The 16,433-nt window shown below is 28.6% G+C and carries 25 protein-coding genes and 1 tRNA gene; 23 read left to right on the top strand and 3 right to left on the bottom strand.

What is annotated here, in order from left to right; genetic code table 11:
• Nucleotides 1-130: 130 nt before the first annotated feature.
• From ABUA17_RS04555 to ABUA17_RS04475, 17 genes are all read left to right on the top strand, one after another.
• Complete coding sequence (locus tag ABUA17_RS04555) at nucleotides 131-343, top strand: hypothetical protein (RefSeq protein ID WP_349818190.1); 213 nt, start codon at nucleotides 131-133, stop codon at nucleotides 341-343.
• Nucleotides 327-674, top strand: a complete 348-nt coding sequence (locus ABUA17_RS04550; protein WP_349818189.1) for a hypothetical protein — start codon at nucleotides 327-329, stop codon at nucleotides 672-674. The genes ABUA17_RS04555 and ABUA17_RS04550 overlap by 17 nt, the downstream gene beginning before the upstream one ends.
• 11 nt (nucleotides 675-685) lie before the next feature.
• The gene (locus ABUA17_RS04545) at nucleotides 686-853 is read left to right on the top strand and encodes a hypothetical protein (protein ID WP_349818188.1); all 168 of its coding nucleotides are present in this window, start codon (nucleotides 686-688) and stop codon (nucleotides 851-853) included.
• Between the two features lie 95 nt (nucleotides 854-948).
• Complete coding sequence (locus ABUA17_RS04540) at nucleotides 949-1,143, top strand: hypothetical protein (protein ID WP_349818187.1); 195 nt, start codon at nucleotides 949-951, stop codon at nucleotides 1,141-1,143.
• A gap of 8 nt (nucleotides 1,144-1,151) precedes the next feature.
• On the top strand, nucleotides 1,152-1,295 hold the full coding sequence (locus tag ABUA17_RS04535) for a hypothetical protein (RefSeq protein ID WP_349818186.1): 144 nt from the start codon (nucleotides 1,152-1,154) through the stop codon (nucleotides 1,293-1,295).
• A gap of 54 nt (nucleotides 1,296-1,349) precedes the next feature.
• Entirely contained in the window at nucleotides 1,350-1,781 is a 432-nt protein-coding gene (locus tag ABUA17_RS04530) for a hypothetical protein (protein WP_349818185.1), read from the top strand.
• A gap of 93 nt (nucleotides 1,782-1,874) precedes the next feature.
• Nucleotides 1,875-2,150: a hypothetical protein gene (locus tag ABUA17_RS04525; protein WP_349818184.1), complete on the top strand. Its 276-nt coding sequence runs from the start codon at nucleotides 1,875-1,877 to the stop codon at nucleotides 2,148-2,150.
• Between the two features lie 101 nt (nucleotides 2,151-2,251).
• A complete protein-coding gene (locus ABUA17_RS04520; RefSeq protein ID WP_349824092.1) occupies nucleotides 2,252-2,602 on the top strand; it encodes a hypothetical protein in 351 nt (116 codons plus the stop codon).
• Entirely contained in the window at nucleotides 2,595-3,212 is a 618-nt protein-coding gene (locus ABUA17_RS04515; protein ID WP_349818182.1) for a hypothetical protein, read from the top strand. Before ABUA17_RS04520 ends, ABUA17_RS04515 begins: the two co-directional genes overlap by 8 nt.
• 112 nt (nucleotides 3,213-3,324) lie before the next feature.
• Nucleotides 3,325-3,543 (top strand): hypothetical protein, encoded by a 219-nt coding sequence (locus tag ABUA17_RS04510; protein ID WP_349818181.1) that lies wholly within the window; start codon nucleotides 3,325-3,327, stop codon nucleotides 3,541-3,543.
• On the top strand, nucleotides 3,533-3,769 hold the full coding sequence (locus ABUA17_RS04505) for a hypothetical protein (protein ID WP_349818180.1): 237 nt from the start codon (nucleotides 3,533-3,535) through the stop codon (nucleotides 3,767-3,769). Before ABUA17_RS04510 ends, ABUA17_RS04505 begins: the two co-directional genes overlap by 11 nt.
• 52 nt (nucleotides 3,770-3,821) lie before the next feature.
• Nucleotides 3,822-4,022, top strand: a complete 201-nt coding sequence (locus tag ABUA17_RS04500; protein WP_349818179.1) for a hypothetical protein — start codon at nucleotides 3,822-3,824, stop codon at nucleotides 4,020-4,022.
• 130 nt (nucleotides 4,023-4,152) lie between these two features.
• Entirely contained in the window at nucleotides 4,153-4,950 is a 798-nt protein-coding gene (locus ABUA17_RS04495) for a hypothetical protein (RefSeq protein WP_349818178.1), read from the top strand.
• Between the two features lie 53 nt (nucleotides 4,951-5,003).
• On the top strand, nucleotides 5,004-5,369 hold the full coding sequence (locus ABUA17_RS04490; protein ID WP_349818177.1) for a hypothetical protein: 366 nt from the start codon (nucleotides 5,004-5,006) through the stop codon (nucleotides 5,367-5,369).
• Between the two features lie 297 nt (nucleotides 5,370-5,666).
• Nucleotides 5,667-6,008 (top strand): helix-turn-helix domain-containing protein, encoded by a 342-nt coding sequence (locus tag ABUA17_RS04485; RefSeq protein WP_349818176.1) that lies wholly within the window; start codon nucleotides 5,667-5,669, stop codon nucleotides 6,006-6,008.
• A 2-nt stretch (nucleotides 6,009-6,010) separates the two neighbouring features.
• On the top strand, nucleotides 6,011-6,763 hold the full coding sequence (locus ABUA17_RS04480) for an ImmA/IrrE family metallo-endopeptidase (protein ID WP_349818175.1): 753 nt from the start codon (nucleotides 6,011-6,013) through the stop codon (nucleotides 6,761-6,763).
• A complete protein-coding gene (locus ABUA17_RS04475; protein ID WP_349818174.1) occupies nucleotides 6,756-7,313 on the top strand; it encodes a PIN domain-containing protein in 558 nt (185 codons plus the stop codon). Before ABUA17_RS04480 ends, ABUA17_RS04475 begins: the two co-directional genes overlap by 8 nt.
• Nucleotides 7,314-7,479: 166 nt before the next feature.
• On the opposite strand, the gene ABUA17_RS04470 is transcribed toward ABUA17_RS04475, so the two are convergent.
• Nucleotides 7,480-7,563: transfer RNA gene (locus tag ABUA17_RS04470), tRNA-Leu, on the bottom strand.
• Between the two features lie 198 nt (nucleotides 7,564-7,761).
• On the opposite strand from ABUA17_RS04470, the gene ABUA17_RS04465 reads away from it, so the two are divergent.
• Nucleotides 7,762-8,580, top strand: a complete 819-nt coding sequence (locus ABUA17_RS04465) for a ZIP family metal transporter (protein ID WP_042396485.1) — start codon at nucleotides 7,762-7,764, stop codon at nucleotides 8,578-8,580.
• A gap of 111 nt (nucleotides 8,581-8,691) precedes the next feature.
• Here the strand turns inward: ABUA17_RS04465 and eno are convergent, their stop codons facing one another.
• Complete coding sequence (gene eno / locus ABUA17_RS04460) at nucleotides 8,692-9,984, bottom strand: phosphopyruvate hydratase (RefSeq protein ID WP_042396483.1); 1,293 nt, start codon at nucleotides 9,982-9,984, stop codon at nucleotides 8,692-8,694.
• Between the two features lie 452 nt (nucleotides 9,985-10,436).
• Between eno and ABUA17_RS04455 the strand changes: the two genes are divergently transcribed.
• From ABUA17_RS04455 to ABUA17_RS04445, 3 genes are all read left to right on the top strand, one after another.
• Complete coding sequence (locus ABUA17_RS04455) at nucleotides 10,437-11,129, top strand: iron-sulfur cluster assembly scaffold protein (protein WP_042396479.1); 693 nt, start codon at nucleotides 10,437-10,439, stop codon at nucleotides 11,127-11,129.
• Nucleotides 11,130-11,150: 21 nt separating this feature from the next.
• Nucleotides 11,151-12,149: a GGGtGRT protein gene (locus ABUA17_RS04450; RefSeq protein ID WP_042396477.1), complete on the top strand. Its 999-nt coding sequence runs from the start codon at nucleotides 11,151-11,153 to the stop codon at nucleotides 12,147-12,149.
• Between the two features lie 164 nt (nucleotides 12,150-12,313).
• Nucleotides 12,314-12,661 carry an arsenate reductase family protein gene (locus ABUA17_RS04445; RefSeq protein ID WP_042396475.1) on the top strand — a complete coding sequence of 116 codons (348 nt, stop codon included), beginning with the start codon at nucleotides 12,314-12,316 and terminating at the stop codon, nucleotides 12,659-12,661.
• A 120-nt stretch (nucleotides 12,662-12,781) separates the two neighbouring features.
• On the opposite strand, the gene ABUA17_RS04440 is transcribed toward ABUA17_RS04445, so the two are convergent.
• Nucleotides 12,782-14,089: an aspartate kinase gene (locus tag ABUA17_RS04440; protein ID WP_042396472.1), complete on the bottom strand. Its 1,308-nt coding sequence runs from the start codon at nucleotides 14,087-14,089 to the stop codon at nucleotides 12,782-12,784.
• Nucleotides 14,090-14,362: 273 nt separating this feature from the next.
• Between ABUA17_RS04440 and ABUA17_RS04435 the strand changes: the two genes are divergently transcribed.
• Both ABUA17_RS04435 and ABUA17_RS04430 read left to right on the top strand, forming a co-directional pair.
• Nucleotides 14,363-15,316, top strand: a complete 954-nt coding sequence (locus ABUA17_RS04435) for a DUF4003 family protein (RefSeq protein WP_042396470.1) — start codon at nucleotides 14,363-14,365, stop codon at nucleotides 15,314-15,316.
• 7 nt (nucleotides 15,317-15,323) lie between these two features.
• Nucleotides 15,324-16,370: a DNA polymerase IV gene (locus ABUA17_RS04430; protein WP_042396465.1), complete on the top strand. Its 1,047-nt coding sequence runs from the start codon at nucleotides 15,324-15,326 to the stop codon at nucleotides 16,368-16,370.
• Nucleotides 16,371-16,433: the final 63 nt, after the last annotated feature.

The following is a 16,433-nucleotide window of genomic DNA, read 5'->3' as shown; positions in this document are numbered from 1 at the left end:
AAAAATCCAAATTGTATAAACTTAACTGTATTAAAAAATAGACATGGGAAAAAAGGAACAATAGCTTTAAATTGGGAAGGAGATTATTCAAGAATAAGTAACTTCATGAGATAGAGAGGTAATATTTATTATGACACTAGAGGAAGTAGAACAATTAGAGGACGAATTAAATAAATCAAAAACAGAAACCTTATTAAATGCTATTGATATATATAGAAATGAGAAAGGTATGGAAGACTTAAAAAAAGATGTAATGAAGGGGATTGTAGAAGTATTTAACAATAGTTTTAGAATGTTAGAGCAGTTAAAAAAGGAGTGTGTACAAATTGAATCAAAGAAATAATTTAAGAAAAGTAAGATGGGTTTCAAAAGTTGAGTATTGTTATGGTTATAAAAGCTTAACAGAAGAACAAACTTTTAAGTATGTAAATATAGATAATTATATTTATGATCCTGGAACTTTTAAAAAAGATTTAATTGAAGAAATTGGAGAAGAAAACTTTAAGGCGTTAGAACCTGTTATAAATTATGAATATGGATATTTCCATAAATGGATAGTTGAATATTTAGGAAATGTGAATGAGGGGTTAAAGACCAATATACAAGCTCTAGTTGAAACAGAAGAAGGAAAAGTTTTCACAGTTAATCCGATTAAAATAACATTTCTTAGTTAAAAAATATAGAGGTGATAGTTATAGATAAGATTGATGAATTAGAAAATAAGGTTTTGGAGATAGGTAAAAAGTATAAAAATGCAGACAAGCCTACCAAAATAGAAGTGGGAAAGATAATGTTAGGTAAAAGAAGAAAATTTAAAAAGAAAAAAGCTTATAGATACTACCAATATCTATAAGCAAGGAGCTATCCATAGGATACCCTAATAATTTAACAACTATAGTGTATCCTATATGCTCCTAAATAATCAAGAGTAAAATAAAGGAGATATATATGATTAAATATAAATTTAAATATAAAGGCAAGTTATATAGGGTTATAATTAGAGATTTAAAACATGGAGTAATAAGTGCTAGAAGGGATAAAAAAGGTCAAATATCCTTGATTATTAGTAAATCATTAAAGGGAATAGAAGGGCAAAGAGAGTTGCATAGATTGATTAAGAATAAAGGTTTATTAAGACTATAGGAGGAATAATGGTTAAGTTACAGGTTAAATATGAAAATGAAGCAGAGAAAGAGAAGGTAATAAAAGTATTATCAAAGGGATGTAAGGTTATAAAAGTTAGTGATACCTATAAAACGGGTAAATATAATAGGATTTATGTAGATATTAAATAATTTAAAATAGGTGTTGCCACGAGTGGCAATGCCTATTGTTTTAAGGAGGATAATATGTATTGTGTAATACAAGAGGTAGAATTAAAGAAGAGTGTTTTAAATGGAGAATACAAGGAATTAGAAGCATATCTAAATGAGTGGATTATGAATGGCCAACAAGTTAAGTTTTATTCATATAGATTTACTGGGGGGAGATTTGAAAGAACTATAAAAAAGGCATATAAGATAAGTGTTCATAAAAGTTATAGGGAAAAAGGAAGAGTTAAAAAGAAACAATGGAGCATATGCACAATGGATTACTATTGTATAGCTACTAATGGAGCTGGAATACATGATTTTTGTGATATAGAAAGTAAAGCTAAAGCAATAGGGATAACAGAAGAAGAGCTATGTGATATTATATATAAAAAATTAGACCAATTAGAATATAAAATAAAAAGTGAGTACCAGGAAACAGAAGAATATAAAACTCATAAAAAACATTAGGAGATAATTAATAAATATAATATAGATAAAAAAGAGTTTGAAAAGAAGTATGGTAAAGATAGTTATGATAAATGTTACGATATATTTGGAAAGTTGAGAGAGCCAGAGTTACTGGATTTTATAAAAAGACAATATGAAGCACATAAGGAAAGAGAACGTAGTTACTACAAAAATTCCAAAGGTAACTACAATAATAATTCAAACAGTAGTTACTATAATAATAAACAAAGTAACTACAATGAAGCAGATAAAGATAAGTATAAGAAAATATATAAAACATTAGCAAAGGCATATCACCCCGATATAGCAAAAGATGATGGGGAAATGATGAAGTTAGTTAATCAGTTAAAAGAAGAATGGGGAATATAGTTACTTATATTGAGGGGTGTTTCTATTTTAGAAGCACCTTATTTTATATTATGTAGTTATTATGAAATTAAAAGGAGTAACTACAAAAAAATTAAATATATATGTTAGTGAAAAATGTAGTATTATGTGGTATAATGAATATAAAGATAAAAATAAATAAAAAGATAGTACCCCACTTGATTAAGTGGAAAGCATATAAAGGCTACGGGAAATATATTAACTTAAAGATAAGTGCAAGTTTGCACCTATTAATAAGTTTTATATTTCCTGTAGTCTTTTTTATTTTAAAGAAAGGAGCTGCAGCAATGAATGATGAAGCAAGAAAGTTAAAAAATGCTTATGCAAGAGAGTGGAGAGCTAGAAATAAAGATAAGTCGAAAGCTTACCAGGAGAAGTATTGGCAGAATAAAGTTAAGAAAATGAAAGATGAAGGAGAGAAGATCAATGAGTAAGAAAAGTGAATTGTTAAATGTTATTGAAGGATATAAAAGACAACAGGAATTATTTAAGAGTAAAGTAACCCAAATAGAAAGCAAATCATATTTAACGCAAGAAGGTAAGGAAATTGAAATAGAGAAAATAGCAGCACCATTTAAAGATGTTGCACAAAATGCTCAAAATAGAGCTTTAGATATATTAGAAAGTGGAATTGAAGCTTTAGAGAAAAAGTGGAGAGATAATTCTGCTGGAAGATTATTAGATTCAAATTATCAAACAGGATTAACAAATGCAATGAAAATGATTGAAGCAGGAGCAATTACAAATCAAGAAGATTTCCAAAACATTATAAATGTATATAAAGATGATTACAACGCCCTAGCAATGTTAAGAAGTTTATCATCAAAATGTGAAAAAATATATGGATTTTCTGTATTAATACCAAAAGACAATAGAGGATATAATAAAAAATCATTAAATAATTTAAGGAATAATATAGAAATGCACATGAGTCCTTATAGAATAAAAGAATCTTTATCTACAGGATTAGAGAGTAATATTACTTTTATTAAAACAAGATTAAAAGATGACTTAACAATAATTCCATGGGAAGAAGTGCAATAAATTTATGCTTTAAATATGCAATAAAAGGGGCGAAAAAGGCTCCTTTTTGTATATGAAAAATAGGCTTAAAGCATTGAAAATACTAAGAAAGAAAGGAGGGGTATACTCCCCTATGGGTACTAAAAGTAAAAAAACAAGTTTTAGATTAAGTAGTTCAAAGGATATAAGAAGGACTTTAGCCAAGGTTACTAATATGATCGCTAATGATGAAATAGATGTTAAAAAAGCTAATGCAATAATTTACTCATGTAATTCTATTTTAAACAGTATTAGAACTGATGAATTAGAAAAGCAAGTTCAAGAGTTGGAGGAATTAGTTAATGATAAGTAGGAATAGGTTAAATAAGATTAAAAAGGCTTTAATAAAGGATTTAGATAAGTTAATAATTATAAAACTTTCAGATGGTAGTGAGTTAAAAGTTACTGGAGCTGCTATCAATGAAGCATTTGCTAATTATGATAAGGGAACAGAATTTACGAGAGCAATAAAAGATAAAGAAATAGTTAGTTGTTCAGATTATGGAAAGTTAATTCATGTTATACAACAGTTGATTTGAGGTTTATCGTAGTGATAAATCTTTCTTACTTTAAAAATAAAGGAGGATACAGGTGGCATATAATGATATTAATAAAAGGATCATACCAATTAATTTATTGCCAGTAGTTGTTTGTAATGCAAATACTCGAAGAAAAGTAGGTAAATTAATTAGAGATAAAATCAGTATATATGCAGTTGACTTTTTTTTTATAGTGGTTATGTATTTAGGGATATTAATAATAAAGAGATATATTATTCGTCATGTGAAGTGAAGCAAATGGTATTAAATTATTTTAAGAGTATACATCTAAACTACGATTAATAATGAGAAATATGTATTAAAATATAAATATGTATTTTTATTAGTTAAATAGTATAATATTTCTTGAGGGGGTATTATAAGTGTTAGATTTAGGAATGAAAAAAATAGATTGGACTAATTTTAATGTATTAACTCTAGAGAGTAAACAAAGTGTATTTTTCGAGTGTGAGGATTTTGGTATAGGTAAAACTGAAATAACTGCAGAAGAGTATTTTGCATGGGCAAAGCAAGTTATAGATAAAGGTGAAAATATAACAACTAGAGAGATAGTAGAAATTATAAGTAATATAAAGAGATTTATAGATTGCAAGTGCGAAACTTTTATAAAAAAATATGGATTTATTAATAATATAGATACTAAAAATTATCATTATTTAAATAAATTAATCAAGAAGGAATCAATATCAGTAATATCACTAACAAGTTATTTATTAAATCTAAACTTAATAATAATCGATGAAATTAGAAAGCTAAGAAATAAAATAGAGCATGATTATACTAGACCTACATTTAATGATGCTGAAAGGGCTGTAGCAGTAGGGGAGTTATTTTTATTAGCATTCAATAATAAGTTAAGTAATATAAGATATTATTGTGAGATATCTAGCAAGAAGTATGATGATGAATTCAATATAGTGTTATATAGGGATGGAGAAGATCAGTTTAATTCAAATTCTTGTATTGAAATAAATGGAGTTAAATTGAATTCAAGTAATATGGAGTATGCAATGATTTTAAAAATATTAATTAATGGAAGTTTTGAAGATATACCAACTATTTTTAAAAGTGATATTCCAAACAAATATATTAATTTTAAAGAATATTTTGATGAAGATACTATGAGTATAGAGAATGATATAGATAATATGCCATTTTAAAAATAATAATGTATCTAAGATAAAATATTAATTTAATAGGGGGTAAATTAAACGTGAAGAATATTGTACTTGAATTTGACAAAAGAATTATAGAGAAAGAAGAAATGAGAGAGCACATAGACTATTATGTAAGTATGGCTGAAAAAGGATTTGAGCTTCTTAATAATGGTGATAAAAAAGGAGCTATGGAAATACTTAAAGAAATAAGAAAATATATGAAGAGTGAATTTGACTACTATAATAAAACAAAAGTTAGTAAATACATAGAAAATAATAAACTTTATAGTATTTACTGTAATGGAGTATATGAAGCATTCGCAAAGCAAACTAGAGCAACATCATATGAAATGTTGAGTAGTAATCTATACGATGTGCAAGATTATATGAGTCATTATGGTATGGAAATATTTTCTAATTAAAATAAGTAGATATAATCACAAGAGAACTCTAGAAATAAAGTTCTTTTTATTTAAAAGTTATATTGTTAAAAGTAAATCCTTTACGGAAGGATTAAATTATATAAAGAGAAATGAGTATAGCAATAAATAGTTACTATACTCATTTTGTTTATTAAAAATTTTACAATGTATATAAAAAACAACTTTTTAATATTTTTTATATAAAAATGTATCAAAATAACTACTTTTGTGTATAATATAATTGTAAGGAAGAAAAAAAGATATATGTTAATGTGATCTTTTAGGGAGGTATTTTATATGAAAAAAGAGGTTGCTGAAAAATTACAATCTGCAAGGAAGACACTTGGATTTACTCAAGATTATGTAGCTAATAAATTAGGAATAAGTAGAATTAAGATTATAAATATAGAAAAGGGAGAAGCAAAAGTTGATATTGAGTTATTAAATAAATTTTCAAGTCTTTATGGATATTCATTAGAATATTTTATATGTGACAATACAAATAAAAGTGAAGATATAAGCTTTGCATTTAGAAGTGAGGGAATTACAGAAAAGGAGTCAGAGATATTAGCTTGGGGAAACAAAATACTAAGTAATGTAAAAATGTTAAATGAAATAATTAAGGAGGCAAATATTTAAATATGGAGTTAGAACTGAGAGCGAGAAGTAGAGCTAGGGATATAAGAAATGAACTAGGATTAGGCGATAGTCCAATAAAAGATATTTTTGGATTGATTGAAAGTTTAGATATATTACTATTTAAAAAGCCTTTTGATAGTAAATGCTTATCTGCACTTTTTTTAAATAATAATGAAAATTATATTATAGCAATAAATTCAAATAAAACATTAGGTCATCAAGTATATTCTGCAGCACATGAGCTAGGGCATTATTTTTTTGATAAGAATTTAAGAGGTGGTATTTGTAGTGTTAATAATCCAAAAAGTGAAATAGAAATTATGGCAGATAAATTCGCTGAACATTTTTTAATGCCGGATGAATTGGTTGTTAAGGAATTAGATAAAAGACTTAATGAGAAAAATAACATTGATGTTTTTGATATAATATATTTACAACATTTTTTTTCTGTAAGTTGGAATGCTATCCTAGTTAAGTTAGAAAAGTTAGGGTATATAAAAGATAAAAATTATTATATGAATGTGGGAATAAGATCTTTAACTAGAGCTCTTGGTTATGATGAGAATTTAGTAAATATAACAGCAGAGAAATATGTATCAAAAAAATATTTAGAGATGGCACTTAAATGTTATAATAATTATGAGATAAGTGAAAAAAAGTTGGATGAATATTTAAATGATGTAGATATGTCTATAAATGATATGTCTTTGAATTGGGAATATAAAGACGAAGAGGAGGAGTCTATATATGAGTAATATTAGTTCACCACCTCTTCCGTTAATAGTTGATAGTACAGTAATATTTAACTTTGGAATTATAGATAAATTTCATATATTAGAGAGGTTATATAAAGGTCAGATTATAATACCTTTGGATGTGAAAATAGAAGTAGCTACTGATCCAATAATAGGACCGTTATTGGAGAATAAAGTAAAAGAGGGTATTTGTGAAGAGTATATTATAAATTATGAATGTGATAATGATGAGATTAAAGAATATATAAAATTAAGAAGCAGGTTTGGACATGGAGAATCAGCTTGTTTATCTATAGCGAAAAATTGGAATTGTACAATAGCAACCGATGATATGAGAGCAGCTAAGGCTTATTGTATGAGAAATAACATTTCATTAATAGGAACATTAGGGATATTATTTCAAGCTTATAATAAACAAATAATAGATGAAAAAGAGGGACAAGCTATCTTAGATGATATGATAAAAATAAGAAAATATTCTTCGCCAGTATCACAATTCAGTGATGTTATAAGATGGTTTGAAAAAAAAGAGGGTAGGGAGTTGTTTTAAATATAATATTTAGTATAAAAGAAAGTAAGAGTAATTTAAGAGAGTCTATAATGACTTTCTTTTTTTATTAGAAGTGGGAAAAATAGTGGGAAAGTTATAAAAGTAAAAAGCCTCGATATTACGGAAACGAGTAATATCAAGGCTTTTAACTTGTTAGATATATAAATGGTGCCGGCAGAGGGAATCGAACCCTCACGGTAAAACCGCATGATTTTGAGTCATGTGCGTCTGCCAGTTCCGCCATGCCGACCTAATTAATATATACATAATATTACCATGGAGAAGTGGAAATGTCAATATATTTTGATTGAAAAAAGTGGAAAACGGTTTTGACATAAGAAGATTTAATAAATGAATAATTTAATAGTATTTGGAACGTGTTGTAGTATTTTATCATATATTGCTTATATGATGATAAAAATACGAATAATGAAAGGGATACAAAGGTATGGAATGGTTTATGGGCTTAAGTCCAGTTATACAAGGTTTAGTTGCTACGATATTTACATGGGCGATAACAGCGCTTGGGGCATGTTTAGTATTTTTCTTTAAGACTGTTGATAAAAAAATATTAAATTGTATGCTTGGATTTGGGGCAGGTGTTATGGTAGCAGCAAGTTTTTGGTCATTATTAAATCCAGCGATAGAACTGTGCTCTGAACTTGGATATAGTCAGATTATATTACCATCAATTGGATTTTTTGCTGGCGGTATTTTTATAATACTTGCTGATAAAATGATGGATAAATATTCTTATGGAGTAATAACTGAAAGTGATGAAATAGCAAGAGACTCAATAGTGAAAAAGTATAAGAAGAGTATTTTATTAGTAGTTGCAGTAACTCTTCATAACATACCAGAAGGATTAGCAGTTGGAGTAGCTTTTGGTGGAGTAGCAGCAGGGATACCATCAGCAACAATAGGAGCAGCTATAAGTTTAGCTTTAGGTATAGGACTTCAAAATTTTCCCGAGGGAGCAGCAGTATCTTTACCTTTAAGAAGAGAAGGGTTATCTAGAACAAAAAGCTTCTTTTATGGACAAGCATCAGGGATAGTTGAACCAATAGCAGGGTTCTTAGGGGCTATGGCAGCTGTTGGTGTTAGAAGCATGTTGCCATTTTTCTTAGCTTTTTCAGCCGGAGCTATGGTTTCAGTTGTAGGTTCCGAATTATTGCCAGAAGCATCTATTGAAAATAAAGCGTTAACAACTATAGGTTTGATATTAGGATTTATAACTATGATGATATTAGATGTAGCATTAGGATAAGAAAAAATAAACAAATAGTAAAAGGATGACACTAAAGTGTATCATCCTAAGTACATAACGTGGATAGAAAATTTGTTTCGAGAGTTAAAATTTTATAGGAAAATTATTTAGCTACTTTATATTAAAAAAGGCTTTTCTTCCTCTATATTCAGCAACATCACCCAATTCTTCAGAAATTCTAATAAGCTGATTGTATTTTGCAACTCTTTCAGATCTTGCAGGTGCACCAGTCTTAATTTGGCCAGCATTTACAGCTACAACTAAATCTGCTATAGTAGTATCTTCAGTTTCACCTGATCTATGAGAGATAACAGCAGTATATCCAGCTCTGTTAGCCATTTCGATTGCATTTAATGTTTCAGTTAAAGTACCAATTTGGTTTAACTTAATTAATATTGAGTTACCAACCCCTCTTTGAATACCATCTTCTAATCTTGAAGTATTAGTAACAAATAGATCATCTCCAACTAATTGAACTTTATCGCCAAGTCTATCAGTAAGTAATTTCCAACCTTCCCAATCTTCTTCGGCCATACCATCTTCAATTGAGATTATAGGATATTTATTAACCCATTCTTCTAAGAAGTCAACCATTTCAGAAGCTGTTAGTGTTTTTCCTTCATGTTCTAAAACATATTTACCGTCTTTGTAGTATTCAGAAGAGGCAGCGTCTATGGCTATAAACATTTCCTTACCAGGTTCATATCCAGCTTTAGTTATAGCTTCTAATATAACTTCAATAGCTTCTTCATTAGATTTTAAGTTTGGAGCAAATCCACCTTCATCGCCAACACCTGTTGAGTAGTTTTTATCATTTAAAGTTTTCTTTAATGAATGATAAACTTCAGCACAAGCTTGGATAGCTTTATCAAAAGAATCAAAGCCTACAGGCATAACCATAAATTCTTGTAAATCAACAGAGTTGTCAGCATGAGAGCCACCATTGATTATATTCATCATTGGTACAGGTAAAACTTTTGCATTTACACCACCAACATATTGGTATAAAGGAAGTCCTAAGAAATTAGAAGCAGCTTGAGCTACAGCTAAAGAAACTCCTAAAATAGCATTAGCACCTAAATTACCTTTGTTATGTGTTCCATCTAATTCAATTAATTTTTTGTCTATTGCTGTTTGATCAAAAACATTAAATCCAATAAGTTCTTTTGCTATTACTTCATTTACATTTTTAACAGCAGTTTGAACACCTTTACCCATAAAGCAATCTTTATTACCATCTCTTAATTCAACTGCTTCATATATACCAGTAGAAGCTCCAGATGGTACGGCTGCTCTTCCTACAGTTCCATCTTCTAAAATAACTTCTACTTCTACAGTAGGGAAGCATCTTGAATCAAGAATTTGTCTTGCAACAACATTAATTATCTCTACAACATTTTTCATTCGAAAAACCTCCTTTAAATATGGAAATAAGTGTACTCATATAATGAAGTCATTTTATATAAAATTTATTTTATTTATTCATTTAACAAATAATTTAGATTAAATAGATAAATCAAGAATTTACAACAAATGAAAATCATTATCAATACCTTTGTTTTTTAGTATATCAAAATAGATAAATACATATCAATATAAATGAGAATAATTATCAATTTCATTTTTAAAAGGTTTTTAAAAGTCAATATTTTCAAAAAATAATAATAAAAATTAGTAATATGATAAAAAAAATCTAATTTTAATATTGTTACAGATTGATTCATCTGTTATTATATAGAAGTAGGATAGATTTATGCCCCTGTGGGATAAATCTTGACCCAGTTAGGTACGGTCTAGATATTTACATATATTTAAGACAAGCTATAACTAATATTAATTAGGGAGGAATAAATATAATGATGTATTCAAAAGAAGTTGAAGAAATGTGCGTTGTTGCTAAAGGCGCTAATCATGCATGTGCTCCAATTCCAGTTGAAGGAAAATGGGTACAAGCTACACAAATATCAGATATTTCAGGGTTAACTCACGGAATAGGTTGGTGTGCACCTCAACAAGGAGCTTGTAAATTAACTTTAAACGTTAAAGGTGGAGTTATCCAAGAAGCATTAGTTGAAACAGTTGGATGTTCAGGAATGACTCACTCAGCTGCTATGGCTTCAGAAATATTACCAGGAAGAACTATATTAGAAGCTTTAAACACAGATTTAGTTTGTGATGCTATAAATACAGCAATGAGAGAATTATTCTTACAAATCGTATACGGAAGATCTCAAACTGCTTTCTCTGAAGGTGGATTACCAATCGGAGCTGGTTTAGAAGACTTAGGTAAGGGATTAAGATCTCAAGTAGGTACAACTTACGGAACTTTAGAAAAAGGTCCAAGATACTTAGAAATGGCTGAAGGATACATTACTAAAATCGCATTAGATGAAGATAATGAAATCATCGGTTATAAGTTCGTTCACCTAGGAAAAATGATGGAAATGATCGGTAAGGGAATGGATGCTAATGAAGCATTAGAAAAGGCTGCAGGTCAATACGGAAGAGTTGCTGACGCTGTTAAATTAATCGATCCAAGACACGAATAATTTGTAAGGAGGAATTTTGACATGGCATTATTTGAAAGTTATGAAAGAAGAATAGGACAAATCACTCCAGTTTTAGAAAAATATGGAATGAAAACATTAGAAGATGCTAAAGCTGTATGTGATGAGTATGGAATAGATCCATATAAAATCGTTAAAGAAACTCAACCAATCGCATTCGAAAATGCTGCTTGGGCATACGTTTTAGGTGCTGCAATCGCTATAAAGAAGGGTTGCACAAAGGCTGCTGACGCTGCTGAAGCTATCGGAGAAGGGTTACAAGCTTTCTGTATCCCAGGTTCAGTTGCTGACGATAGAAAAGTTGGTTTAGGACACGGAAACTTAGGGGCTATGCTTTTAAGAGAAGAAACTAAATGTTTCGCATTCTTAGCAGGACACGAATCTTTCGCTGCTGCTGAAGGTGCTATCAAAATAGCTGAAAAAGCTAACAAAGTAAGAAAAGAACCATTAAGAGTTATCTTAAACGGTCTTGGAAAAGATGCTGCTAAGATAATTTCAAGAATCAATGGATTCACTTATGTTGAAACTAAATTTGACTTCTTCACTGGTAAATTAGAAGTTGTTAATTCAAAAGCTTACTCTAACGGACCAAGAGCTAAGGTTAACTGCTACGGTTCAAACGACGTTAGAGAAGGTGTTGCTATAATGCATCACGAAGGAGTTGACGTATCAATCACTGGTAACTCAACTAACCCTACAAGATTCCAACACCCAGTTGCTGGAACATACAAGAAAGAATGTATCGAATTAGGTAAGAAGTACTTCTCAGTTGCATCAGGTGGTGGTACTGGTAGAACTCTTCACCCAGATAACATGGCAGCTGGTCCAGCTTCTTATGGTATGACTGATACAATGGGAAGAATGCACTCAGATGCTCAATTCGCTGGTTCTTCATCAGTTCCTGCTCACGTAGAAATGATGGGATTAATCGGTGCTGGTAACAACCCAATGGTTGGTATGACAGTTGCAGTTGCTGTTGCTGTTGAAGAGCACGCTAAATAAGAAATTCTTTAAATAGAATTATCTTGGTTAGTATGACTAATTTTAAATAAAATGCACACGTTGTTTAGATTTATCTAAATAGCGTGTGTTTTTTTATTATTTATAAAATAGAATAATTTTATATGATATAATATTTATTATTTTATACAAGAAAGGGTAAATAAATGAATATACAAATATTTGGAACAAAAAAATGTAATGATACTAAGAAAGCAGAAAGATTTTTTAAAGAAAGAAGAATTCCATATCAATTTATAGATTTGAAAGAAAAGGCTTTAAGTAAAGGTGAGCTTCAAAGTGTTAAAAAAGCAGTAGGACTTGAAAATTTAATAAATAAAAATTCAAAAGACTATAAAAAATTAAATATGGATAAAATAAGAGGAGCAGAAACAAGAGAGGATATGCTATTAAAAAATCCAACACTGTATGTAACTCCTATAGTTAGGAATGGTAAGGAAGCAACTGTAGGAAATGCTCCAGAAACATGGAAAGAGTGGGAAAAGGCAAAATAGTTGGTATATTAGAACAGTGATAACAAATCTACCAACTTATCATACAAAAAGGAAAAGATAGATTTACCTTTACACAAATCTATCTTTTCCTTTTTATAATTATTAACTCAAAATTATTAACTAATTAAATGCTTTATAAATAGCATTAATTCCTTTTTCAAAGTCCTCATTTTCAATTCCAACTAGAACATTGATTTCACTTGAGCCTTGATCTATCATTCTAATATTAACATCAGCTTCAGCAAGTGCAGTAAATATTTTAGAAGCGACTCCCTTAGTATAAGCCATGCCTGTACCAACAGTAGCTATTAATGCCATGTTAGGATAAACAACTACAGAATCGGGATTACATGCCCTTTTGATTTCTTCAACAATAATTTCAGTTTTATTCTTTAAGTTAGAATCAGAAATTACTACACTTACAGTATCTATTCCAGAAGGCATATTTTCGAAAGAAACTCCATTTTGTTCTAAGATAGTAAGGATTTTTCTGCAGAATCCTAACTCACTATTCATCATAGATTTTTCAATAGATAAAACTGTAAAGTTTTGCTTTCCAGCAACTCCAGTAATAGTGTTTTCATGCTTAGTTTCATTACTAACGATTAATGTACCTTCATTTTCAGGTTCGTTAGTATTTCTTATATTAATTGGAATACCAGAAGTTCTTACAGGAAATACAGCTTCCTCATGAAGAACAGAGGCTCCCATGTATGATAATTCTCTAAGTTCGCCATATGTAATGGTCTTAATTTTTTTAGGATTATTAACTATTCTAGGATCAGCCATTAAAAATCCAGAAACATCTGTCCAATTTTCATAAAGTTTAGCATTAATGCTAGCAGCAACTAATGCACCAGTTACATCAGATCCACCTCTTGAGAAAGTAACTATATCACCATGTTCATCTGAACCATAAAATCCAGGAATAACAGCTCTTTCATGGATTGAAAGCTTATCTTTAAGTAAAGAATAAGTTTCTTCCATATTTAATGAACCATATTTATTAAATTTGATAACATCCTTAGCATCTATAAAATCAATTCCTAAATAATTAGCAAGGATTAAACCATTTAAATACTCACCTCTACTTGCAGCATAGTCTACAGAAGCCCCATTTTCTATATCCTTTTTTATAATTTCTAGGTGAGAATTTAAATCAAAATTTAAATCTAATTCGTTGACAATTGAATGGTATCTTTCAGAAATTAATTTAAATACATCATCTAAGGATATGCCTGAATTAACATGAGCATGGCATAGATAAAGTAAATCAGTTACCTTAAAATCTTTAGAAAATCTTTTTCCAGGTGCTGAAGGAACCACATATTTTCTTTCTGAATTACCTTCAATTATGTTTTTTACCTTTTTAAAATGGATAGAATCCGCTAAGGAACTTCCACCAAATTTTGTTACTATAGTATTCATTGTTTTGCCCCCTTATATTAACAAAGTTAAAAATTAACCTTAATAATTATCTTAACAAAAAATGACAAAAAGCTCAACTAGAATAATGGGAATAAGTAAAAATATTTCCTATAAAATAACATATAAATTGTTGTTAAAATGACACAAATTCATAGTATAATAAAGAAGTAGACTTAAAATTTAGTATAAAAATTAAGAAAAGGTGTATTGAAAGATATTGCTTTTAATGCAGTAACTTAAATACATTCAAAGTTTATGGGGAGAGGGAAATAAATGGACAAGTTTCTGGTTGACAGAATTCAAATTACAGTTGATAATTACAGATTAGCTAAGGAAGAACTAAGAAATGATGGAGACATAATAAATCATTTTGCATCTTTAGTTTTTTCACATTATGAAAAAGAAATACTAGTAGAGAGAGTTAAAGAAATAAGAAAAGATATAAAATTAAATACGCCAAGAATATCACCTTTTAGAGGGGATACTTTAAATATACTTTCATTATTAATAGCTACAGTTGATAATGAAAAACAAGAACAGCTTATTCAAGATATGTATGATACAATGGAAATTTTAGAGGAAGAAGGATTCCTTTCAGGATCATACTTAGCTTTAACAGCATTTACTATTAGTAAATACGCACAGTTAAAGGATAAAAGGTATATAATATCAAAAATTAAAGAGTTATTTATTATATTAAAAGAAAAATATTCTAATATAACTAGTGAAGATGATTATTTACTTTGTACATTATGGGTTATAAATGATATTCAAGCAGATACTGTTGATGATTTCATTGAAAATATATTTAATCATATTTCAGATTCAAATATTAGATCTAAAAATGGAATACAAGGATTAGCAAATGCAATTATATTAAATGGATCATCAGGTGAGATGTATAGAAGTATGGAATTTATACTTCAGCTTCAAAAAAGAAATATTAAAATAGCAAATCAATTTTTACCATTAATAGGAGTTTTATCGAATTATAATCCAAGACGAAATGTAGATATTGTTGAAGGGGTTATAGAATATTTATGTGATGAAGAGGGAGAATATGAATATTATATAGATAAAGGATTTAGAACTATTATTGCTATAGTTATCGTATCTTTTTGTTCAATGTCAAGTAAAAGAAGATATATTGATGAACTTTTAGCTCAAGGGATACTTTCATTTATTAATAGTAAGAATAAAGGAATTTTTGAAGAAGTGCTATACTAGGAGAAAAATGGATAAAATAATTTTACATGTAGATATGGATGCCTTTTTTGCAGCTGTTGAACAAGCGGATAATCCAAAGTTAAAAGGTAAGCCAGTAATAGTTGGTGGTGTAAGTGAAAGAGGAGTTGTTTCAACTTGTTCTTACGAAGCAAGAAAATATGGAGTTAGATCAGCAATGCCAATTTTCATTGCTCAAAAGTTATGTCCTAATGGGATATACCTTAAAGTAAGATATTATAGATATAAAGAAATATCAAATAAAATATTTAATATATTTAAAGAAATTACGCCACTTGTTGAACCACTTTCAATTGATGAAGCATTTTTAGATTTAAGTGAAAGTAAATTTGATGATGGATTAGAAGCAGCAAAATATATTAAAAGAAGAGTTTTTCAAGAAGTAGGATTAACTTTATCAATAGGAATATCATATAACAAATTTTTAGCAAAGTTAGCTTCTGATTGGAATAAACCAAATGGAATAAAGATTATTACAAAAGAGATGATACCAGATATTTTAAGGCCATTACCTGTGTCTAAAATTTATGGTTTAGGAGAAAAGTCAGTAAAAAAATTAAATAATATGGGAATGTTTAAAGTAGATGATTTATACGAATTACCAAAAGAATTTTTTATTGAGTATTTTGGAAAATATGGAATTGATATATATGAAAGAATAAGAGGAATTGATAATAGAGAAGTTAAAGTAAATCGTGATAGAAAATCATATGGCAGAGAAAATACATTAAAATTTGACACAGAAGATAAAGAGGATATTTTATATTATGTAAAAGCATTTTGTTTAGAATTAAGTGAAGAATTGAAAAGAAGAAATGTATTTATTAAGACTATAACAGTTAAATATAAAACAAGTAATTTCGAAAGTCATACGAGAAGCAGAAGTCTAAATTATTATACAAATGATTTAAATACTATATATAACGTAGCACAAGAAATAGTAAATGATGAAGTTTTTGAAGATGGGATTAGATTAATTGGAGTAACAGTATCTGGAGTAAAGGAAGAAACTGTTGAACAATTAAAGTTATTTTAAAATTAATGTATACTATTTGATTAAAAAATTTTAAATAATATATACGATTTTAGAAAAAACTTT

It is taken from the genome of Clostridium sp. RTP31139st1_H3_RTP31139_211217 (genome assembly GCF_040227035.1).
Classification (GTDB): domain Bacteria; phylum Bacillota; class Clostridia; order Clostridiales; family Clostridiaceae; genus Clostridium; species Clostridium saudiense.
This window is presented reverse-complemented; position numbering and strand designations above follow the sequence as displayed.